The 19,847-nt window shown below is 64.1% G+C and carries 21 protein-coding genes; 12 read left to right on the forward strand and 9 right to left on the reverse strand.

Features of this window, described 5'->3' with window-relative positions; translation table 11 throughout:
- Positions 1-22 precede the first annotated feature (22 nt).
- Positions 23-847, forward strand: a complete 825-nt coding sequence (panB, locus tag BMG03_RS02950) for a 3-methyl-2-oxobutanoate hydroxymethyltransferase (protein WP_075775785.1) — start codon at positions 23-25, stop codon at positions 845-847.
- The gene (gene panC / locus BMG03_RS02955) at positions 844-1,683 is read left to right on the forward strand and encodes a pantoate--beta-alanine ligase (RefSeq protein ID WP_075775786.1); all 840 of its coding nucleotides are present in this window, start codon (positions 844-846) and stop codon (positions 1,681-1,683) included. Before panB ends, panC begins: the two co-directional genes overlap by 4 nt.
- Positions 1,684-1,820: 137 nt before the next feature.
- Here the strand turns inward: panC and BMG03_RS02960 are convergent, their stop codons facing one another.
- The gene (locus BMG03_RS02960) at positions 1,821-3,101 is read right to left on the reverse strand and encodes an acetylornithine deacetylase/succinyl-diaminopimelate desuccinylase family protein (protein ID WP_075775787.1); all 1,281 of its coding nucleotides are present in this window, start codon (positions 3,099-3,101) and stop codon (positions 1,821-1,823) included.
- 116 nt (positions 3,102-3,217) lie between these two features.
- On the opposite strand from BMG03_RS02960, the gene BMG03_RS02965 reads away from it, so the two are divergent.
- The 3 genes from BMG03_RS02965 to BMG03_RS02975 all read left to right on the forward strand — a co-directional run bounded on the left by BMG03_RS02965 (position 3,218) and on the right by BMG03_RS02975 (position 4,497).
- On the forward strand, positions 3,218-3,526 hold the full coding sequence (locus tag BMG03_RS02965; protein WP_075775788.1) for a hypothetical protein: 309 nt from the start codon (positions 3,218-3,220) through the stop codon (positions 3,524-3,526).
- A gap of 61 nt (positions 3,527-3,587) precedes the next feature.
- Entirely contained in the window at positions 3,588-3,866 is a 279-nt protein-coding gene (locus BMG03_RS02970) for a hypothetical protein (protein WP_077701075.1), read from the forward strand.
- Between the two features lie 7 nt (positions 3,867-3,873).
- Complete coding sequence (locus BMG03_RS02975) at positions 3,874-4,497, forward strand: DUF1523 family protein (RefSeq protein WP_075775789.1); 624 nt, start codon at positions 3,874-3,876, stop codon at positions 4,495-4,497.
- A gap of 101 nt (positions 4,498-4,598) precedes the next feature.
- Here the strand turns inward: BMG03_RS02975 and grxD are convergent, their stop codons facing one another.
- The 7 genes from grxD to BMG03_RS03005 form a co-directional block, all read right to left on the reverse strand.
- Entirely contained in the window at positions 4,599-4,958 is a 360-nt protein-coding gene (grxD, locus tag BMG03_RS02980; RefSeq protein WP_075775790.1) for a Grx4 family monothiol glutaredoxin, read from the reverse strand.
- Positions 4,959-5,000: 42 nt separating this feature from the next.
- On the reverse strand, positions 5,001-5,243 hold the full coding sequence (locus tag BMG03_RS02985) for a BolA/IbaG family iron-sulfur metabolism protein (RefSeq protein ID WP_075775791.1): 243 nt from the start codon (positions 5,241-5,243) through the stop codon (positions 5,001-5,003).
- Between the two features lie 80 nt (positions 5,244-5,323).
- On the reverse strand, positions 5,324-6,316 hold the full coding sequence (locus tag BMG03_RS02990) for an FUSC family protein (protein WP_075775792.1): 993 nt from the start codon (positions 6,314-6,316) through the stop codon (positions 5,324-5,326).
- A gap of 101 nt (positions 6,317-6,417) precedes the next feature.
- Positions 6,418-8,580 carry a phosphoribosylformylglycinamidine synthase subunit PurL gene (purL, locus tag BMG03_RS02995; protein ID WP_075775793.1) on the reverse strand — a complete coding sequence of 721 codons (2,163 nt, stop codon included), beginning with the start codon at positions 8,578-8,580 and terminating at the stop codon, positions 6,418-6,420.
- A gap of 142 nt (positions 8,581-8,722) precedes the next feature.
- A complete protein-coding gene (locus tag BMG03_RS03000) occupies positions 8,723-9,319 on the reverse strand; it encodes a hypothetical protein (RefSeq protein WP_075775794.1) in 597 nt (198 codons plus the stop codon).
- A gap of 1 nt (position 9,320) precedes the next feature.
- On the reverse strand, positions 9,321-9,635 hold the full coding sequence (locus BMG03_RS20850) for a hypothetical protein (RefSeq protein WP_167733381.1): 315 nt from the start codon (positions 9,633-9,635) through the stop codon (positions 9,321-9,323).
- Positions 9,636-9,745: 110 nt separating this feature from the next.
- The gene (locus tag BMG03_RS03005; RefSeq protein WP_075775795.1) at positions 9,746-10,648 is read right to left on the reverse strand and encodes a LysR family transcriptional regulator; all 903 of its coding nucleotides are present in this window, start codon (positions 10,646-10,648) and stop codon (positions 9,746-9,748) included.
- Positions 10,649-10,805: 157 nt separating this feature from the next.
- Between BMG03_RS03005 and BMG03_RS03010 the strand changes: the two genes are divergently transcribed.
- From BMG03_RS03010 to murI, 3 genes are all read left to right on the forward strand, one after another.
- Complete coding sequence (locus BMG03_RS03010) at positions 10,806-14,216, forward strand: indolepyruvate ferredoxin oxidoreductase family protein (RefSeq protein ID WP_075775796.1); 3,411 nt, start codon at positions 10,806-10,808, stop codon at positions 14,214-14,216.
- Positions 14,217-14,293: 77 nt separating this feature from the next.
- Positions 14,294-15,196: a lysophospholipid acyltransferase family protein gene (locus BMG03_RS03015; protein ID WP_077701077.1), complete on the forward strand. Its 903-nt coding sequence runs from the start codon at positions 14,294-14,296 to the stop codon at positions 15,194-15,196.
- A gap of 41 nt (positions 15,197-15,237) precedes the next feature.
- Entirely contained in the window at positions 15,238-16,050 is an 813-nt protein-coding gene (gene murI / locus BMG03_RS03020) for a glutamate racemase (RefSeq protein ID WP_075775797.1), read from the forward strand.
- Between the two features lie 21 nt (positions 16,051-16,071).
- Here murI and BMG03_RS03025 read toward each other — a convergent pair whose 3' ends face one another.
- Positions 16,072-16,902, reverse strand: coding sequence for a DUF805 domain-containing protein (locus BMG03_RS03025; RefSeq protein WP_341865720.1), 831 nt, complete (start codon positions 16,900-16,902; stop codon positions 16,072-16,074).
- 87 nt (positions 16,903-16,989) lie between these two features.
- On the opposite strand from BMG03_RS03025, the gene argC reads away from it, so the two are divergent.
- The 4 genes from argC (at position 16,990) to BMG03_RS03045 (ending at position 19,707) form a co-directional block, all read left to right on the forward strand.
- The gene (argC, locus tag BMG03_RS03030; RefSeq protein ID WP_075775799.1) at positions 16,990-18,018 is read left to right on the forward strand and encodes an N-acetyl-gamma-glutamyl-phosphate reductase; all 1,029 of its coding nucleotides are present in this window, start codon (positions 16,990-16,992) and stop codon (positions 18,016-18,018) included.
- 63 nt (positions 18,019-18,081) lie between these two features.
- Positions 18,082-18,525, forward strand: coding sequence for a cytochrome c maturation protein CcmE (gene ccmE / locus BMG03_RS03035; RefSeq protein ID WP_075775800.1), 444 nt, complete (start codon positions 18,082-18,084; stop codon positions 18,523-18,525).
- A gap of 85 nt (positions 18,526-18,610) precedes the next feature.
- Positions 18,611-19,222, forward strand: a complete 612-nt coding sequence (locus BMG03_RS03040) for a holin-associated N-acetylmuramidase (RefSeq protein ID WP_075775801.1) — start codon at positions 18,611-18,613, stop codon at positions 19,220-19,222.
- Positions 19,213-19,707, forward strand: a complete 495-nt coding sequence (locus BMG03_RS03045) for a holin family protein (protein ID WP_075775802.1) — start codon at positions 19,213-19,215, stop codon at positions 19,705-19,707. The genes BMG03_RS03040 and BMG03_RS03045 overlap by 10 nt, the downstream gene beginning before the upstream one ends.
- Positions 19,708-19,847: the final 140 nt, after the last annotated feature.

Raw genomic sequence — 19,847 nt, forward strand, 5'->3', positions numbered from 1 at the left:
GCAAGCAGATCAGGAGGATGCCATGAGCGTCACCGGAACCACGCGGCAGAAGATGCCCGCAGATATTCTCGCGATGAAGGGCGGCGCGCCGATCGTTTGCCTGACCGCCTACACCACGCCGATTGCGAAGCTGGTCGACAGCCATTGCGATCTCGTGCTGGTCGGCGACTCGGTGGGCATGGTGCTCCACGGACTGCCTTCGACGCTGGGCGTCACCATGGAAATGATGATCCTCCACGGCAAGGCCGTGGCGCGCGGTCTGTCGAATGCGCTGATGGTGATCGACATGCCCTTCGGCTCCTACGAGGAAAGCCCGGCGCAGGCGTTCCGCAACGCGTCGCGGCTGATGGCCGAGACCGGCGCGGGGGCGGTGAAGCTCGAAGGTGGGGCGCATATGGCCGAGACCATCGCTTTCCTGACCGCGCGCGGTATCCCGGTGCAGGCCCATATCGGGCTGACCCCGCAATCGGTGAACACGCTGGGTGGCTACAAGGTGCAGGGCCGCGGCGACAGCCGGGCGCGTCTGGTCAAGGATGCGAAGGCGGTTGCCGACGCGGGGGCGTTCTCGGTGGTGCTGGAAAAAGTGCCGCAGGGGCTGGCCGACGAGATCACCGCGATGGTCGCTATCCCCACTGTCGGCATCGGCGCGGGCGCCGGCTGCGACGGGCAGGTGCTGGTGGTCGATGACATGCTGGGCCTCTTCACCGATTTCAAACCGAAATTCGTCAAGCGTTTCGGCCAGCTCGGTCAGGAAGCCGAAGCCGCCGTCGCCGATTACGCAGCCGAAGTACGTGATCGCAGCTTCCCGGCAGCCGAGCACAGCTTCGCCGACGAGGTGAAGAAATGACGCAGGTGATCCGCAAGGCCGCTGAACTGCGCGACAAGGTGGCGGCGTGGAAGCGCTCGGGGATGCTGGTCGGCGTGGTGCCGACGATGGGCGCGCTGCATGACGGCCACCTCAGCCTCGCCCGCGCCGCGCGCAAGCAATCGGACCGCGTGATCGTGACGGTCTTCGTGAACCCGATGCAGTTCAACAATGCCTCGGATCTCGACAAATACCCGCGCGACGAGGCACAGGATCTGGCGCTTCTGGAAACGGAAGGGGTCGACGTGCTCTTCGCGCCCGGTGTGGACGAGGTCTATCCCGACGGGTTCTCTACCACCGTGTCCGTGTCGGGTATCACCGAGCCGCTCGAGGGCGCCTTCCGGCCGGGCCATTTCGATGGCGTGGCGACGGTCTGCTCGAAGCTCTTCGGCATGACGCAGGCGGGGCGCGCATTCTTCGGCGAGAAGGATTGGCAGCAATTGCAGGTGGTCCAGCAGCTTACCCGCGATCTCAACATGCCGATCCGCATCATCGGCTGCCCGACCATCCGCGAAGAGGACGGTCTGGCAATGTCCTCGCGCAATGTGCGGCTGACCGCTCGGGAGCGAGCACTGGCGCCGCGTCTGCATAAGGTGATGCAGGAGGCGGCCGCGAAGATCCGCGACGGCGTGCCGGTCGAAGGCGCGCTCAACGATGCGAAAGCCGAGTTGAAGGAAGCGGGCTTTGGGGAACTCGATTACCTCGAGCTGCGCACGGTCGACGGGCTGAAGCCCGCGGCGGATCTGTCGCAACCGACGCGGATGCTGGCCGCGATCTGGCTCGGCGATGTGCGTCTGATCGACAATATCGCGGTCTGATATCTCGAGGGGGCGCTGCCCCCGCGACGACGTCGCCCCCCGGGATACTTGGACAAGCCCGAAAGCCGGGTGATCCTGCTTCGCCTTGGTTGAAATATCCCGGGGTGAGACGCGGCACGCGCCGAGGGGCAGCGCCCCTACGAACCCAGCAGTTCCGCCAGAACCAGCGCCATGACCTTCGCGCTGTCGGTCATATCCTCGATGCCGACCCATTCGTCGGGCTGATGGGCGAGTTCCAGAAGGCCCGGCCCGTAGGCGATGCAATTCTGCAGCCGGCCGATGCGGTCGATGTGTTTCTGGTCATAGGTACCGGGCGAGACGACATACGCCGCCTCGCGGCCCAGCACAGCCTCGATCGCGGCGGCGGTGGAGCGCACGATAGGCGCGCCCTTGTCGGTCATCGTGGGCTGCACTTCGAACAGGTCGCGGATTTCGTATCGGAAGCTCGGGCGCTGCGCCCTCACGCGTTCCATCAGGTCTGCAATCTCGGCCTTTACCTCGGCAAGGTCTTCCTCGATCAGAAAGCGGCGGTCGATTACGATGCGGCAGCGATCGGCGACACAAGGCGTGGGAAGGCCGGTGTAATCGGCCTCCTCTTCCGGCGCGCCGCCATGGATCGAATTGACGTTCAGCGTCGAGGCCCGCGCGCCTTCGGGGATCACGGGCATCTCGGTATGCTTGCCCAGAAGGAGGGGATAGAGCGTCTCCTCCATCTCGCTCAGAACGGCGCTCATATGGCGGATCGCGCTGTCGCCGAGGAAGGGCATCGAGCCATGCGCGATGCGGCCGTGGGTTTCGATTTCGGCCCACCAGACGCCGCGATGGCCGAGGCAGATCTGGTCCTTGTGCAGCGGCTCGGGGATGATGACGTGCTGCACGCGGGCGGAATCGAAGCGGCCTTGCTCGGCCAGATAGGCCACGCCGCCATAGCCGCCCGATTCCTCGTCGGCAGTGACGGAAATCTCGATGCTGCCCCTGAAGTCGGGGCAGGTGTCGAGGAAGGCCTCTGCAGCGATCACCGAGGCCGCCAGCCCGCCCTTCATGTCGCAGGCGCCGCGCCCGTAGATGCGGTCGCCGTCGATCTCGGCGCCGAACGGATCGCGGGTCCAGCCGTGGCCGATCTCGACCACGTCGTGATGTGAATTGAAATGCACGCAGTCGCCGGGGCGCGCGCCCTCGAAGCGGGCGACGAGGTTCCAGCGCGGATAGGGCTCGCTGTCGCCGGGCGCGCCACGGGCGCGGATCATCTCGGTCGCAAACCCGCGTTCGGAGAGACGCTCGGCAAGATATTCGCAGATTTCGCGGTAATTGCGCCCCGGCGGGTTCAGCGTCGGGATGCGGATCAAGGCCTGCGTCAGCGCGATCAACGCGTCGCGGCGGGCATCAATGGCGGTCTTGAGGCGAGTGGCAAGGTCCATACCCAAGGCTAGCGCCGCTCGGCGCGGCGGGCCAAGCGAAAACAGCTGGACTGAAAACACGTGGCTTTCGCGGACGGCGCGCGCTATTGCGGGACAAAATCCTACGGAGGGACCGGATGAACCTGTTCTTGGCCTTCGCGCTCGTGCTCTGCATCGCGGTCGGAGGGTGGCTGTCGAAATACGACTGGGCGAAGCTTCTGGCATTGGTGCCTGTGGCGATGATCGTGCCTGCCTTCTACATGACCGGCACCGCCTGCGGCGCGGGCTTCGTGCTGCATTTCTTCTCTGACACGGCGAGCTGCTCGAACGGCTACGTGCCGCGGCAGATGTTCGCCGCGACCTACGTGATGGCGCTGATCCCGGTCGCGGCCTCCGCGATCGTGATCAAGCTGATCCGGATCGGCATGGCGCGCCGCAAAGGCTGATCTGGTCAAGCCCGCCGCTGCGGCCTAGGCTTGCGACAGCGAGGGGCAAGGAGGGCGCGCGATGCTGGCCTTCATCCGACTGGCGATATTCGGCCTGATCGTACTGACGGTCCTGTTCTGGCTGGTGCGTCTCTATGCCCGGTCGGTCCGGCGCGAGGCGCTGGAAGAGGATTGGAACGAGGCCGCAGCCGAGGGTCGGGCCGAGACCACACGCGAGGCTTATGTCGAAGCCGGGATGCGAGACTACGAGAAAAGTCTGCTGCGCAAGCTGATCTGGCTGGTCTATGTCCTGCCGATCGTCGTGGTCGGGCTGATTGTCTATCTGATGAATTACAGGTGAGGGTGCGATGCGTTACGTGAAATGGGGCTTCTGGCTGGTCGTGATCGGCTTCGCCGCGGTGTTCCTGCATTACAACCTGCCACGCCATGACATCGTGCGGATCGTCGGCACCGAGGTGCGCCGGATCGACTTCGGCGAGAACTCGATCTTCTGGGCCGCGCCCGATGTAGGCACTGCGAACGCCACGAGCCGCGATGTGCGCTTCATCAACACGGTGCGCCCGAACGGCAAGACGCTGGTCTTTCGCAACGAAGATACCGGCTGGGGGTGGCCGCCCTATTTCAAGCTCGACAGTTCGGATTTGCAGGCACAGGCCGAGTCGCTGATCTCGACCTCGGCCGATCCGATCTGGGTGTCGGTCACGCGCTATGGCTGGCGCTCGCGCTGGCTGACGATCTTTCCGAATGCGGTCGGACTGAAGGTCGTGCCCGCTCCCGATACGCGCATTATCCCTTGGGCGAATATCGTCATCCTGACGCTGCTCGTCATCATCGTCCTGACGATCCGCGCGATGTGGCGGCAGTTCCGTCAGCGCTCGATCGATCCGCTTTTCGAGGAGGCGGGCGAAGCCTGGGACGATGCCGAGGAAGGTGCGAAGGGTTGGTTCGACCGCTTCATCGGACGCAAGTGAGACGGAGTTTCAGGGCCGCCGGGCGGCACCCAACTCAGACCGACGCTGAAACGCGAAAGCCCCGCCACTGGCGGGGCTTTCGATAGGTCTTTGATCCGCGCTCAGGCGTTGGCGGCGCGGATCTGCTCGGCAGCTTCCTTGTTGAAGCTCACGCCCTTGGTCTCGAAGAGCTGATCCAGCTCACCCGAGAGGGTCATCTCGGTGATGATGTCGCAGCCGCCGACGAACTCGCCTTTGACGTAGAGCTGCGGGATGGTCGGCCAGTCCGAATAGTCCTTGATGCCCTGACGGATGTCCTGATCCGCCAGCACGTTGACGTCCTTGTAGGTCACGCCCATGAAGTTGAGCACGCCCGCGACGCGGCTCGAAAACCCGCATTGCGGCATGTCCTTGGTGCCCTTCATGAAGAGAACGACGTCATTCTCGGAGATTTGCTGGGCGATCTGGTCTTGCGCGTTCATCGCTTAATCCTTTCTCCGTCCCGGCTCGGGACGCGTGTGAAATCACTCGGGCGCCTTGGTGGTCAGTGCGAGCGCGTGCAGCACCCCGTTCGGCCCGTCCATCGCCCCTTTGAGCGCGGCATAGACCGCGCGCTGTTGCTGGACTCGGTTCTTGCCGCGGAAGCTCTCGTCAATGACCTCCGCTGCCCAATGATTTCCATCCCCGGCGAGATCAGTGATCGTGATCTTGGCATCGGGGAATTCGGCCCGGATCAGGGCTTCGATGTCATGGGCTTCCATTGCCATAAATAGGGCTCCTCGTCCTTTGCCGCAAACTTAAGTGGCGCGGCGGCTGGCTGCAAGGGGATGCGCGGGGCGGTGCGAGCTTATGCGGTGGCCGCTGGCGGGTGCAGCCGCGACAGGTAGAACATGAGCGTCGCGATGACGACGCTGCCGGTGAACATCGCGGCGGCTCCGGCGGCGGTCACTTGCAGGGAATGACCCGGCGCGCCGACTTCTCCGGCCAGTAGGAAACACATGTTGATGTCGATCCCCAACAGCGTGGTCCGGGGATGGGCGCGCAGTAGCGCACCGCCCGCGATGAAGGCGAAGGCGAGTATCAGGAACTCGGTCTGATCGCCGCCCGACAGGTGGGTCAGCCCGCGATAGGCGACGGCGGCGAGGACGCCAAGCGCGACGCCGGGCACCAGGAAGCGCACGGCGGGGCGCGGATTCGGCATGGAGCCCAGCACCGAGGAGAAGACGATCACCGACAATGCAGCTGCCGTCGCGGCGGGGTGGGTGAAATGGGCGTCGATCAGCGTGGCCGCGCCCGTGAGCGCCGCCACCGCCGCCATGCGCAGCCAAAGCTGCTGGATAAAATGCGGGTTCGGGCGCGGCGGCATCGGCGCGCGACGGGCGGGCGTGAAGAGCCAGTTCACCGCCGTCACCGAGATGACGCCCAGAAGCGTGCAGGCGACCCGGTCGAGTGCGAGCGGGATTGCCTCCGCCCCCATGCCGAGCGCGGGCATCACCACAACGCCGACCGTGATCGCCATCAGCGTGAAGCCATAGGCCCAATGCGTCCCGATCCGGTAGGCGATCCCCACGCCCACGGCCGCCGTCAGCGCCACGGTCAGCGCGATTCCCGGCACTGGCAGCCAGCGGAGCGCGGCGATCCCGATTGCTGCCCCCACCAAGGTGCCCACAACCCGCAGCACCGCGCGCAGCGCCATGTCTTCGCGATGGGGCTGGATTACCACCCAGACCGGCATCGCCGCCCAGTAGACGTTGGTCAGCCCGAGCAACCGCGCAACGGTCAGGGCGAGCGTCGCGGCGAGGAACAGCCGGGCGGCATAGGCAAGGGTGGAGCTGGTCAAAGCGGGAACCTGAAATCGGTGTGTCGCGGCGATACTAGTCTGTGCGCAGGCGGCAAGAAACCGCCCGGCGTGCATGCCCGTTCTGCGTCAGATCACAGAACTCAGGCGTCGATCGCCGCTTTGAACGCGCTGCGATAGAGGGTCGACAGCTCCTCCAGCGGGGCGCTCTCCGAGCCGAAGCTAACCGTGTCCCCGCCGAAACGACCCACGGTGTAAAGCGGCACCTCGGCGCGGCGGGCGGCGACCATCAGCGCCTCGGCCTGATCGAAGGAGCAGGCCACGAGGTAACGCCCCTGATCCTCGCCGAAGAGCGTCGCGATGTCGCCAGCCTCAAGCGTGACACCCAGACCGGCTTCCTCTGCCATCTCGAAAGCCGCGAGCGCGAGCCCTCCGTCCGAGAGATCGCTTGCGCCTTTGACCAGCGCGCGGTTCTCGCGGAGGAACTCGCCATTGCGTTTCTCGACGTCGAGGTCGACTGCCGGCGCGTCACCCGCCTCGATCCCGAAGGCTTCGAAGGCGAGCGCGGATTGATCGAGATGGCCCTTGGTTTCGCCGATCACCATCGCCACGTCGCCCGCCGTCGGTAGGCCCGCGATCAACTCGTCGAGCGAGCTCAGCAGACCGACCGCGCCGATGGTCGGGGTTGGCAGGATGCCGGTGCCGTCGGTCTCGTTGTAAAGCGAGACGTTGCCCGACACGATCGGCATGTCGAGTGCGCGCACGGCGGCGTCGATGCCTTTGATCGCACCCACGAACTGGCCCATGATCTCCGGCTTCTCCGGGTTGCCGAAGTTCAGGTTGTCGGTCGAGGCGAGGGGTTTCGCGCCCACGGCCGTCAGGTTGCGGTAGGCTTCGGCCACCGCCTGCTTGCCGCCCTCGAACGGGTTCGCCTTTACGTAGCGTGGGGTCACGTCGGCGGTGAAGGCCAGCGCCTTGTCGGTGCCGTGCACGCGCACGACGCCTGCGCCGAGACCCGGGCGGCGCACCGTGTCGCCCATCACCTGCGTGTCGTATTGCTCATAGACCCAGGACTTGTGCGCGTAGTTCGGCGAGCCGATCAGTTTCTTGAGCGCATCGATAGCACCGATCTCGGGCAGCGCCTCGCCCGCGGTCGCGACGGGCGTCTCGACCCAGGGACGATCGTATTCGGGCGCTTCCGAGGACAGTTTCGACAGCGGCACGTCGGCTTTCACCTCGTTGCCATGCACGATCAGGAACCGGTCTTCCGCGATGGTCTCGCCGACGATGGCGAAATCGAGATCCCACTTCTCGAAGATCTCGCGGGCGATGTCTTCCTTCTCGGGGTTGAGGACCATAAGCATCCGCTCCTGGCTCTCCGACAGCATCATCTCGTAGGCGGTCATCGCGGCTTCGCGCTGCGGCACCGCGTCGAGGTTGAGCTGTACGCCGAGGCCGCCCTTGTCGCCCATCTCGACCGCAGAACAGGTCAGGCCCGCGGCCCCCATGTCCTGAATCGAGATCACCGCGCCGGTCTGCATCAGCTCGAGGCAGGCCTCCAGCAGGCATTTCTCGGTGAAGGGGTCGCCGACCTGAACGGTGGGGCGCTTTTCCTCGATCGTGTCGTCGAACTCGGCCGAGGCCATCGTCGCGCCGCCGACGCCGTCGCGACCCGTCTTCGCACCGAGGTAGACGACCGGCATGCCGATGCCGGACGCGGCGGAGTAGAAGATCTTGTCAGCATCGGCCAAGCCCGCCGCGAAGGCGTTCACGAGGCAGTTGCCGTTATAGGAGGGATGGAAACGCACTTCGCCGCCCACATTCGGAACGCCGAAGCAGTTACCGTAGCTGCCCACGCCCTCGACCACGCCTTTGACGACATGGGAGGTTTTCGGGTGGTCGGGCATACCGAAGCTCAGGCTGTCCATTGCGGCCACCGGACGCGCGCCCATGGTGAACACATCGCGCAGGATGCCGCCGACGCCAGTCGCGGCGCCTTGGTGCGGTTCGATGTAGGAGGGGTGGTTGTGGCTCTCCATTTTGAAGACCACGGCCTGCCCGTCGCCAATATCGACGACACCCGCATTCTCGCCCGGACCACAGATGACCTGATCGCCCTTGGTGTGCAGCGTGCGCAGCCATTTCTTCGACGACTTGTAGGAGCAATGCTCGTTCCACATCGCCGAGAAGATCCCGAGTTCGGTGAAAGTCGGCTCGCGTCCGATGATCTCGAGGATCCGGTCGTACTCGTCGGGTTTCAGGCCATGGGCTGCGATGAGATCAGGCGTGATCTGCGGCTCGTTCATGAGGATCCTCCGGCATCGGCTTCGCCGCCCCTATTAGGCCAATATGTGCAGGGGGAAAAGAGAGGCCGGACGTTGCGGAAAGAAAAAACGCGAGGCCCGAAGGCCCCGCGTCGTGAAAGCGTCTTGTCGTGGTACGTCCGGCTTACGAGCGCATGTCCACTTGCGTCTCGAGGTTGGTCAGCAGTTCCGAGACGGTCCAGCCGAGCTTGACCTCGCCGTTCGCAGCGGCGTCCTTCGGCACGTTGACCTTGAAGAGCGACACGGTGGTGTCGAGCTTCGGCGAGGTGCGGACATAGATGGTGTCGTAGCCGTCATGCGACTCGACCTTCTCGATCATGCCGATCACGTTACCATCGGCGCTCATCGCCTTGTCCTCCGCGTTGGCCGCGGTCTTCAGGCCGGTGATGCCGGCTTGATCGGTCAGCTGGCGCTGCGCGGGAATCATGTCCGACCCCATCGAGGTGTTCGCGAACTCGGCGGTGCCGGTCTTCACGTCGGTGATGCCGTATTGATCAGTCGATGCGTAGGTGTTCGACGAGGTGACGGCGGGCGGGGTGCCCATCGACGAAGTCTCTCCCGGAACGGTGCCGGTGCGATAATCGGCGATACCGTAATACTGGCCGTCGTTGTTGTTGGTGGACGGGATCTTCGTCAGGTCGAGGGCCGAAGCCGAGCCTGCGATGGTCATCGCACCCAGAAGAGCGGTCGAAGCGGCAAAGATGTTTTTCGTCGTGGTCATATCAGTATCCTTTCAACTGGTTACCAAATCCTGCGCCGTTATCGGCGTCGGGGAGGAAACGGGGTGGAATCGTCGAAAGTTCACTGAAATAATTGTGAGTGACATCGCGGATTTTTAAATGAACCGAAGGGGATAGCTGTGCGTAACGCGGGGCTTGCGCGGTCGCGTCAGCGTGAAATTTCGTGAGACCGAGGCTGATGTCGGGGGCTCTCGCGCCGTGCGTGAAAACCGCATCTAGGCGTCGGGCAAAAAAAAGGCCGAGCAAAGCTCGGCCAAAGTCCAACAGGGAGGTAGAAGGTGCTGCGCCTTTCGGCACGGCCAACCCTTCTGAGCCTCATTTATGGGCAGTTTGTTAACGCATCAAGGGAAAACATGCTGCGAATGCATCATGGCCGGTATGCGTTGCGGTAAAGTCGCGCTGCAACCCTAGGCTGAATCGCCTGCCTGGAAGCGCCGATAGTTGGTGATCTCTTCCTGAATGAAGTCGCGGAACGCGGTCACGCGGCGCGAGGAGCGCAGCTCTTCCGGGTAGGCGAGGAAGATCGGAATCTCGACCGATTCCAGATCAGGCAGCACGCGCTGCAGATCGTTGAAATCGGCGGTCAGGTAGTCGGGGAGGATGCCGATGCCGATATGGTTCAGCACGGCCTGCAATACGCCGAAGTAGTTGTTCACCGTCAGCGTCGAGCTTTGATCGAAGGCCAGCACCTGCCGCGCAAGCTGGGCACCGGCCTGTACCTGCGGTGTACGCGGGGTCTGGCAGATCAGGCGATGCTTGCGAAGATCTTCGATCTTCTCGGGGGCACCCCATTTCGCGAGATACTCGGAGGTCGCGTAAAGCCGCATACGGATGTTCAGCAGACGCTTGCGGATCAGGTCGGCCTGCGCGGGCTCTTTCATGCGAACGGCGACGTCGGCCTCGCGCATCGGCAGGTCGAGCACCCGCTCCTCCAGCATGAGGTCGATCTTCAGATCGGGATATTTCTCGTAAAGCTTCGTCAGGCGCGGCGCGAGCCAGAGCGTGCCGAAGCCCGTCGTGGTCGTCACGCGCAGCTCGCCGAAGACTTCTTCTTCGCTGTCACGGATGCGTGCGGAGGCGCTGTCGAGCTTTTTCGCCATCGAGGAGGTGGCCTCGAACAGCAACTCCCCCTGCTCGGTGAGAATCAGTCCGCGGGCATGACGGTGAAACAGAGTCGTTCCAAGCGCCTCTTCGAGCGCCCGGATCTGTCTGCTCACGGCAGATTGAGACAGGTGCAGCGCATCGCCGGCATGAGTCAAAGACCCCGCATCGGCCACTGCGTGGAAGATTCTGAGCTTGTCCCAATCCATCAAGGTCACTTTCGCTGTATCATCTGCTGTTCCGCGCAAGTTTCTTTACATTAATCTCGAGGATTTACGAAACCGCTAAGTAACAATTTTCCGCTTTCTAGGTCAGATATTATGACCTACCATGTCTTCATGCCCAGTTAGCAAGGGGAGGTGCTTAATGGGAAGGCAAGAAATATCCCTAGCGGATCGGTTCGACCTAACGAAATCTCCGGTTTTGCTGAACGGGACGCAGGCTTTGGTGCGTCTGGTTCTGGCTCAGGCCGCACGCGACAAGGCGGCGGGGCTGCATACGGCCGGCTATGTGACAGGCTATCGCGGCTCGCCGCTGGGCGCTGTCGATTTGCAGATGGCGCGCGCCAAGACCGTGCTCGAAGAGAGCGACGTTCGCTTCCAGCCGGGCCTGAACGAAGACCTCGCGGCCACCGCGCTGTGGGGCTCGCAGCAGGCGGAATTGCGTGGCGAAGGCAAGTATGACGGCGTTTTCGGCCTCTGGTACGGCAAAGGTCCGGGCGTAGATCGCTCGGGCGACGTGATGCGTCACGCCAATATGGCGGGCACGTCGAAACACGGCGGCGTCCTCATGGCGATGGGCGACGACCATACCGGTGAGTCCTCGACCGTGCTGCATCAGTCCGACTGGGCGATGGTCGATGCCTACATGCCGGTGCTGTCGCCCGCGGGCGTGCAGGAGATCCTCGATTTCGGGCTCTATGGCTATGCATTGAGCCGTTTTGCCGGGGTCTGGGTCGGTCTGAAAACGATGAAGGATACGGTCGAGGCGACTGCAGTCGTCGATGGCGATCCCTTCCGTCAACACTTCGTGATCCCCGAGTTCAAGATGCCCGAAGGCGGGCTGAACATTCGCTTGGGCGACACTCCGGTGGCTCAGGAAGCGCGGATGATCGACTTCAAGCGCTACGCGGCAGAGGCTTTCGCGCGCGCCAACCGCATCGACAACCGCGTCTGGGGCAAGCCCGGCGCGAAGATCGGTCTGGTCGCTGCGGGCAAGAATTGGCTCGACCTGACCCATGCGCTCTCGCTGCTGGGGATCGACGAGGCCGAGGCCGAACGGCTCGGCATTACCACCTACAAGATCGGCCAGACCTTCCCGCTCGACATGGAGAGCTTCCACGAATGGGCCGAGGGGCTGGAGCTGATCATCGTCGTCGAGGAAAAGCGCAAGCTGATCGAGGTGCAGGTCAAGGAAGCGATCTTCGACGACCGTCGTGGCCGTCGCGTCTATGGCTGGCACAAGGGCGACACATGGAAGAACGGCCGCCAGGTGGAGCTGTTCCCGACGCGCTACGCGCTCGACCCGGTGATGATCGCGCGCAAGCTGGGCGATATCTTCATCGAGGAAGGCCGCGGGACCGACGCGATCAAGGCGGGTATCGCCAAGATCGAAGCCGCCCAACGCGCCGACAACGCCCCTGAGATCGCGACCCGTACGCCATGGTATTGCTCGGGCTGCCCGCATAACAGTTCGACCAAGGTGCCCGAGGGCGAGCGCGCCTATGCCGGGATCGGCTGTCACTACATGGTGCAGTGGATGGGCAGGAACACGGAAGGCTTCACCCATATGGGCGGCGAGGGCGTGAACTGGGTCGGCGAGGCCCCGTTCTCGACGCGTGAGCATATGTTCCAGAACCTTGGCGACGGCACCTACAACCACTCGGGCGCGCAGGCGATCCGGGCGGCTTTGGCAGCCGGCACCAACATCACCTACAAGATCCTGTTCAACGATGCGGTCGCGATGACCGGGGGGCAGGAGAACGAGGGCGACCTGACCTCGCAGCAGATCGCGGCGGAAATCGTGGCGATGGGCGTGAAGCCGGTCGTGGTGGTCTATGACGAGAAGGAAGAGCTGGACCTGTCCACCTTCCCCGCTGGCGTCGAGAAGGTCGAACGGGCCGAGCTGATGAACGTGCAGAAGCGGCTGGCGAAGACGAAAGGCGTCTCGGCGCTGATCTATGTTCAGACCTGCGCCGCCGAGAAACGCCGCCGCCGCAAGCGCGGCAAGTTCCCGGATCCGGACAAGCGCGTCTTCATCAACACCGACGTCTGCGAAGGCTGCGGCGATTGCGGGGTTCAGTCGAACTGCGTCTCCATCGTGCCGGAAGAGACCGAACTGGGCACCAAACGCGCGATCGACCAGTCGTCCTGCAACAAGGACTTCCGCTGCCTCGACGGGTTCTGCCCGAGCTTCGTGACGCTGCACGGCGCGAAGGTGAAGAAGGCGGAAGCGCAGGCGCTCGACCTGCCGGACCTGCCGGAGCCCACGCTGCCCGCGATCGACGGCACCCATAACGTGGTGATCACCGGCGTCGGCGGCACGGGCGTCGTGACCATCGGCGCGGTGCTGGCGATGGCCGCCCATATCGACGGCAAGGGCGCAGGCATGATGGAGATGGCCGGTCTCGCCCAGAAGGGCGGGGCGGTGCATATCCACCTGCGCATCGCGAACAAGCCCGAGGATATCTCGGCGATCCGCGTCGCGGTGGGCGAGGCCGATTGCGTGATCGGGGGCGATCTGGTGGTCTCCGCCGGTGCCAAGACGCTGGGGCTCATGACGACGGGCCGCACCGGCGCCGTGATCAACAGCCACGAGATCGTCACCGGCGAGTTCACCCGCAACCGCGACTTCCGCCTGCCGGGCGAACAGCTTCGGCTGAGCCTCAAGGCGCGGCTGAAGGACCGGGTGGCCTTTGCCGACACGTCGGAACTCGCGCGGCATATGCTGGGCGACTCGATCTATTCGAACATGGTCGTGCTGGGGGCTGCCTGGCAGCAAGGCTACGTGCCGCTGACCCTCGAGGCGATCTTCCGGGCGATCGAGTTGAACGGCGCAAAGCCCGAGGAGAACAAGCGCGCCTTCAATCTGGGGCGCTGGGCGATGGCCTATCCGGAGGAGGCTGCGAAGGCGATGGCGGCGGAGGTCGTGCAGGCCCCGGTCGATCCGGTCGAGTTCCGGGCCAACCATCTCGTCGACTACCAGAACAAGCGGCTCGCCAAGCGTTTCCGCAAGCTGGTGGACGAGGCGCCGTCGGAGCTGCGTGAGGCCGTCGCGAAGGGCTATCACAAGCTCCTGGCCTACAAGGACGAATACGAGGTCGCGCGTCTGCATCTGTCGACGGCAGAAAAGGCGCGGGCCGAGTTCGAGGGCGATTTCGAGATGCATTTCCATCTCGCCCCGCCGATCCTGTCCAAGGAAGGCCCGGACGGACGTCCGAAGAAGCGTGAATTCGGCCCCGGCATGGAGCGTGGCTTCCGTCTTCTGGCGAAGCTGAAAGGGCTGCGCGGCACGCCGTTCGATCCTTTCGGCTATGCCGAGGAGCGCAAGATGGAGCGGGCGCTGATCAAGCAATACGAGGCCGACATGGCCGAAGTGCTACCCAAGGTCACGCCAGACACGATGGAGATCGCGCGCGAACTGGCCGAATTGCCGCTGACGATCCGCGGTTTCGGCCCGGTCAAGGCGCAGGCCGAGCAAATGGCGGCGAAGCGGCGCGAGGAACTGCTCGCCGCTTTCCGCGCAGGTGGCGCTCCGCAGAAAATGGCCGCCGAGTGAGGGCTGTCATCTGAGTGTCGTACCTTCGTGACATGGCGCTGGCAGAGTGAAGCCAGCCCATGTTGCGGAGGTACGAGATGACCGCCACCCCGATGGCCCCCCGGATGCCTGTCCGCCACGCCACACAGGAAATCTCATATGCTTGGTCCGCGCGCTCGAAAGGCGCGCGGATGCTGATCCGCGCGATGGAGAACGCGACCGGGCGGATCGGGTTGATCCGGCGAGCACGCGGCTACGAGCATGACATCGCGCAAGGTGCGGATTTCTGGCAGGTGATGGCCGAGCGCTACGGGCTGCAGATCGAGGTGACCCGCGGCGCGCTCGCCAATATCCCGCAGACCGGGCCATTGGTGCTGATCGCGAACCACCCTTACGGCATTCTCGACGGGCTGATCATGGGCCTGCTGCTGTCGCGCATTCGCGGCGATTTCCGTATCCTCGCCCATAACGTCTTCAAGCGTGCCGAAGAGATCGACCGGGTCATCCTGCCGGTGGATTTCTCCGAAACCAAAGAGGCCGCGAGGGCCAACCTGCGCACCCGCGCCGAGGCGCTGCGCTACCTCGGCGAAGGTGGTGCGATCGGTGTGTTTCCGGGCGGCACGGTCTCGACCGCCGCTAAGCCCTTCGGGGCACCGATGGATCCGGGCTGGCGCAATTTCACCGCCAAGATGATCGCGAAATCCGATGCGACCGTGGTGCCGGTCTTCTTCGAGGGCCATAACAGTCGCCTGTTCCAGCTGGCGAGCCATCTACATTACAGCCTGCGCATGGGGCTGATGATCCGCGAGTTCAAACGTCACGCCAATCGTCCGGTGCGGCTCTGCGTGGGTGAGCCGGTCCCGCAGGCCGATCTCGCACCGCTGCGTGAGCGTCCGAAACAGATGATGGATTTCCTGCGCCGTGCGACGTATGACTTGTCGCCGACTCCCTTGAAGTCCTACGGCTATGGCTTCGAGTTCGAGGCGAAATACAGAAACTGACCGGTGTCCGTGCGCGGCCCGGACGGGCAAGGGGCGCGAGCATGGCGGTAGGCGTTTTCGATTCAGGTCTGGGCGGACTGACGGTCTATGATGCCTGCGCCAGGCGGCTGCCGGATATGGCCTTTTGCTATTACGGCGATAACGCCCATGCGCCTTACGGCGTGCGCGACGCCGATGACATCTTCAACCTGACCTGCGCGGGCGTGGAGCGTTTGTGGGAAGAGGGCTGCGATCTGGTGATCCTCGCCTGTAACACGGCTTCGGCCGCCGCGCTCAAGCGGATGCAGGAAACCTGGATCCCCGAGGGCAAGCGCGTGCTGGGCGTCTTCGTGCCGATGATCGAAGCGTTGACCGAACGCAAATGGGGCGACAACTCCCCGCCGCGCGAAGTTGCGGTGAAGCACGTGGCGCTGTTCGCGACGCCCGCGACGGTGGCCTCGCGCGCTTTCCAGCGCGAACTGGCCTTCCGCGCGATCGGCGTGGATGTCGAGGCGCAGCCCTGCGGCGGCGTGGTCGATGCGATCGAGACTGGCGACGAAATCCTCGCCGAGGCGCTGGTGAAATCCCATGTCGAAGCGCTCAAGCGTCGGATGCCGAAACCCGAGGCAGCGATCCTCGGCTGCACCCATTACCCGCTGATGCAAAAGACCTTCCAGGAAGCACTGGGGCCGAACGTCGACGTCTACAGCCAGGCCAACCTCGTGGCCGAGAGCCTCGCGGATTATCTGGAGCGTCGACCCGAGTTCAAAGGTGCGGGGACGGAATCGAAATTCCTGACCACCGGCGATCCGGCCTCGGTCTCGAGCCACGCGACGCAATTCCTGCGCTACGCGATCCGCTTCGAGGCCGCCTGAGGCGCCTGATCGTCGTGGCCCTCAGCCGAACCGGTTCGGCCCGCGCGTACCGCGCTGTACCATGAACACGAAGAGCGCGATGCCCCAGACCAGCATCACGATCCCCCAGATCGCGAGAAGCGCTGCGGACATGCCTGCCATGGCTGCCGGGTCCTGCACGCCGTAGGACATGACCGTCAGGCCGATCACGAGGCCGCCGAACACGCTCGCTAGAAGGTAGCCGCCGACCCACCAGCCCGAGCGGTCGGTGTCGTGCAGGCGTCGAATCTGCGCCGAGATCGATGGCAGGAACGTCGCGATGGAAATCACTGCGCTGATCGCCGTGCCGTCCTCGCCCATCGAGCCTTCGGCCATGGCGCCGATGATGCTCGCCAGCATGACGAAGAGCGCGAACCACCAGTATTCCGAACGGCTCGCCCGACCCTTGAAGGTCGCGTATTTCCGGAAACAGACCTTGATCGCCTCGACGAAGCTGCGCGAGGGGGCCCCCTCGTAAAGCCCGTCCGAGCCGATCCCGCGCTGCGTCCGGTCGCGTTCGATCGAGGCCTCGGCATAGGCACGCGGATCGGCGGAGGAAAGCTTGCCCTCCTGCTGATGGCGCTGTGCGATGCGGGCGGCGTAATTCGTCGCGCCGCTATGCGGATCGGTGCTGGCTGCCGAGGTGTCGGGCGGCCGCCGGAAGAAGTGATCGCCCGCAGGCTCCCATCCCTCCATTCCGTCTTGCCAAACCATCGTTTCGGGCTTGATACGACCTCCCCGCACCATATCCATCATATGTTCCGGGGGAACGGGCCGACGGGATCCTTCCCATCGGCGTAATACCACTGCTCTGCCACGGCCTGCCTCGTTCACTGTCGGTCGTCGACCCGTCTCACACGGAGTTTATTTGAGTGTGAGCTTAGGGTAAGGGAGAGCCGAGCGACAAGCGCGGAGGACCAAATGACCAAGAAAATCGCGATTCTGGGCGCGTCGGGCTATACCGGCGCCGAACTCGTCCGGCTGATCGCCACCCATCCGAACATGGACATCGTGGCCCTCTCGGGCGAGCGTAAGGCGGGCATGGCAATGGGTGACGTGTTCCCGCATCTGCGCCATCTGGGCCTGCCGGATCTGGTGAAAATCGAAGAGATCGACTTCTCGAATGTCGATCTGGCCTTCTGCGCACTGCCGCATGCGACTTCGCAGGCAGTCATCAAGGAGCTGCCGCGCGATCTGAAGATCGTCGACCTTTCGGCCGATTTCCGGCTGCGCGATCCTGCGGAATACGAGAAGTGGTACGGCAAGCCTCATGCTGCGGTCGAGCTGCAAAAAGAGGCGGTCTACGGGCTGACCGAGTTCTACCGCGATGCGATTCGCGAAGCGCGACTGGTGGCGGGCACGGGCTGCAATGCCGCTGCGGGCCAATTTGCGATCCGTCCGCTGATCGAAGCTGGCGTGATTGATCTCGACGACATCATCCTCGATCTGAAGAACGGTGTCTCCGGCGCGGGCCGGTCGCTGAAGGAAAACCTGCTGCACGCAGAGCTGTCGGGCGGTGTCGCGCCCTATTCGCAGGGCGGCAAGCACCGTCACTTGGGTGAATTCGATCAGGAATTCAGCGCCTTGGCGGGCCGCCCCGTGATGGTGCAGTTCACCCCGCATCTGGCGCCGTTCAATCGCGGCATCCTTGCCTCCGCCTATGTGAAGGGCGAGCCCGAGGCCGTCTACAAGGCGCTGGCCGACCGCTATGCGGAAGAAACCTTCATCGAAATGCTACCTTTCGGCGCAGTTCCGTCCACCAGGTCTGTAACTGGCTCCAATTATGCCCATATTGGTGTATCAGGAGACAGAATTCCCGGGCGCGCGCTCGTGGTCGTCGCGATCGACAACCTCTGCAAGGGGTCGTCGGGACAGGCGATCCAGAACGCGAACCTGATGCTCGGGCTGGAGGAAAGCGAAGGGCTGATGCTCGCCCCCGTCTTCCCTTGATCCGCGTCAATGGCAAGGCCGGCGCGGTGAGGTAGACGAAACGGCATCTCAGGAGGCGAAGAGATGAAGAGTCTGAAGAAGAAACGTCGTATCCAGGTGCTCAGCGTGGCGGCGCTGGCCTTGGTGATAGCGACCGGCACGATCGGGTACTCGATGCGGAGCGGCATCAACTTCTTCCGTGCACCTTCGCAGCTTGCCACCGAACCGCCGCAGCCCGGCGAAGTCTTCCGTCTCGGCGGGCTGGTCGAGAAAGGCTCGCTCAAGCGCGGTCAGGGCGAGGTCATCGAATTCAAGGTCACCGATGGCGGCGCGACCGTCCCGGTGAAATTCGCGGGCGTCCTGCCGGACCTCTTCAAAGAGGGACAGGGCATGATCGGCACAGGCAAGATGGAAGGGGATACGTTCCTGGCCTCGGAAATCCTCGCCAAGCATGACGAGAACTACATGCCCAAGGAAGTCGTCGACGCGCTGAAGGAGCAGGGCGTCTACGAGGGCCCGTCCTCCTGATCCCCACCCCGGCGAACGCTCGCTTGCAGCACTGTTAACCGCACGGCCCGAGCCTGCCTGACGTTGTCATCAACGGAGGCAGGCCATGAAATCGGTCACCCAGATCGCGGCGGAGATCGTCGCGCGCGAAGGCGGTTATGTCGATGATCCGGACGATCCGGGCGGCGCGACCAAGCACGGCGTCACGCTCGGAACCCTGCGCCGGTTGGGGCGCGATCTGACCGGCGATGGCCGGGTGGACGAGATGGATGTCCGCGCGCTCGACCCCGCGCAGGCTGCCGAGATCTTCATCGAGCATTACTACAAGGGTCCGCGTATCGACCGGCTGCCACCCACGGTGCAGGCCTCGGTCTTCGACATGTATGTGAATGCAGGCGGCAATGCGGTGGTGATCCTGCAGCGTCTGCTGGGCGACATGGGTCAGCGTGTCGTGGTCGACGGGATCATCGGCCCGCAGACCATCGCGGCCGCCGAACTCGCAGATGCGGCCGCGCCCGGCTATTTCGCCGATGCCTACGGGATCGCGCGGCGCAATTACTACTACCGGCTCGCCGATGTGCGCCCCGCCAGCCGCAAATACGCCACGACACGAGCGGGCGCGAAGGGCGGCTGGATCCGCCGCGCCGAGGAATTCATTTCCCCACGCTATCACCTGACCGAGGGCGAGCATCGCAAGCGGGTGGCGAAATGGGCTTGATCGAAAAACTGCTCGGCGGTGCGGGCACGGTGAAGGCAGCAGGCGAGGCCGCCAGTTCCGTCGCGGAGGTATTCGTGCCCAATGCCACGAAGAAGCTCGAAGCCGCACAGACCGCTTATCTTGCGGCGCTGCAGGAACACGGCGCGGAGTTCGAATATATCCGACCCGGTCGCTTCGATCGCATCGTGAACGGCCTCAACCGCCTGCCGCGCCCGGTGCTCGCTTTCGGGATCGTGGGGCTCTTCGTCTATGCGATGCTCGACCCGGTCGGCTTCGCGCAACGGATGGTGGGCCTAGGCTACGTACCCGAGCCGCTTTGGTGGCTTCTCGGCGCGGTGGTCAGTTTCTATTTCGGCGCGCGCGAGGCGCATTACTTCCGAATGAAGAAGGTGCCGGCGGTGCCTCCCGCAGAGCTCGCGACTCCTCCGGACGAGGAAAACGCGGCGCTTTCGGCGTGGCGGTCTGGCGAGAAACAGAACGGGTAGGGGGTGCTGCCCCCGCGCCCTGTGACCCCCCCCGGGATATTTCGAAAGAGCGAAGACGAGCGCGTTGTCCGTCTTCGCTTTTGCCCAAAGATCCCGGGATGAATTCGCGAAAGCTTAGAGGGGCAGCACCCCCTGATGGC

The sequence above is a fragment of the Thioclava nitratireducens genome, assembly GCF_001940525.2.
Classification (GTDB): Bacteria; Pseudomonadota; Alphaproteobacteria; order Rhodobacterales; family Rhodobacteraceae; genus Thioclava; species Thioclava nitratireducens.

Bases quoted from the DNA above. Each gene is read 5' to 3' on its own strand.
- panB (WP_075775785.1), top strand. From the start codon at position 23: ATGAGCGTCACCGGAACCACGCGGCAGAAGATGCCCGCAGATATTCTC.
- BMG03_RS03040 (WP_075775801.1), top strand. From the start codon at position 18,611: ATGAAATCGGTCACCCAGATCGCGGCGGAGATCGTCGCGCGCGAAGGC.
- BMG03_RS03015 (WP_077701077.1), top strand. From the start codon at position 14,294: ATGACCGCCACCCCGATGGCCCCCCGGATGCCTGTCCGCCACGCCACA.
- BMG03_RS02975 (WP_075775789.1), top strand. From the start codon at position 3,874: ATGCGTTACGTGAAATGGGGCTTCTGGCTGGTCGTGATCGGCTTCGCC.
- BMG03_RS03005 (WP_075775795.1), bottom strand. From the start codon at position 10,648: ATGGATTGGGACAAGCTCAGAATCTTCCACGCAGTGGCCGATGCGGGG.
- BMG03_RS02985 (WP_075775791.1), bottom strand. From the start codon at position 5,243: ATGGCAATGGAAGCCCATGACATCGAAGCCCTGATCCGGGCCGAATTC.
- purL (WP_075775793.1), bottom strand. From the start codon at position 8,580: ATGAACGAGCCGCAGATCACGCCTGATCTCATCGCAGCCCATGGCCTG.
- murI (WP_075775797.1), top strand. From the start codon at position 15,238: ATGGCGGTAGGCGTTTTCGATTCAGGTCTGGGCGGACTGACGGTCTAT.
- ccmE (WP_075775800.1), top strand. From the start codon at position 18,082: ATGAAGAGTCTGAAGAAGAAACGTCGTATCCAGGTGCTCAGCGTGGCG.
- argC (WP_075775799.1), top strand. From the start codon at position 16,990: ATGACCAAGAAAATCGCGATTCTGGGCGCGTCGGGCTATACCGGCGCC.
- BMG03_RS02970 (WP_077701075.1), top strand. From the start codon at position 3,588: ATGCTGGCCTTCATCCGACTGGCGATATTCGGCCTGATCGTACTGACG.
- BMG03_RS03010 (WP_075775796.1), top strand. From the start codon at position 10,806: ATGGGAAGGCAAGAAATATCCCTAGCGGATCGGTTCGACCTAACGAAA.
- BMG03_RS03045 (WP_075775802.1), top strand. From the start codon at position 19,213: ATGGGCTTGATCGAAAAACTGCTCGGCGGTGCGGGCACGGTGAAGGCA.
- BMG03_RS02965 (WP_075775788.1), top strand. From the start codon at position 3,218: ATGAACCTGTTCTTGGCCTTCGCGCTCGTGCTCTGCATCGCGGTCGGA.
- panC (WP_075775786.1), top strand. From the start codon at position 844: ATGACGCAGGTGATCCGCAAGGCCGCTGAACTGCGCGACAAGGTGGCG.
- grxD (WP_075775790.1), bottom strand. From the start codon at position 4,958: ATGAACGCGCAAGACCAGATCGCCCAGCAAATCTCCGAGAATGACGTC.
- BMG03_RS03000 (WP_075775794.1), bottom strand. From the start codon at position 9,319: ATGACCACGACGAAAAACATCTTTGCCGCTTCGACCGCTCTTCTGGGT.
- BMG03_RS02960 (WP_075775787.1), bottom strand. From the start codon at position 3,101: ATGGACCTTGCCACTCGCCTCAAGACCGCCATTGATGCCCGCCGCGAC.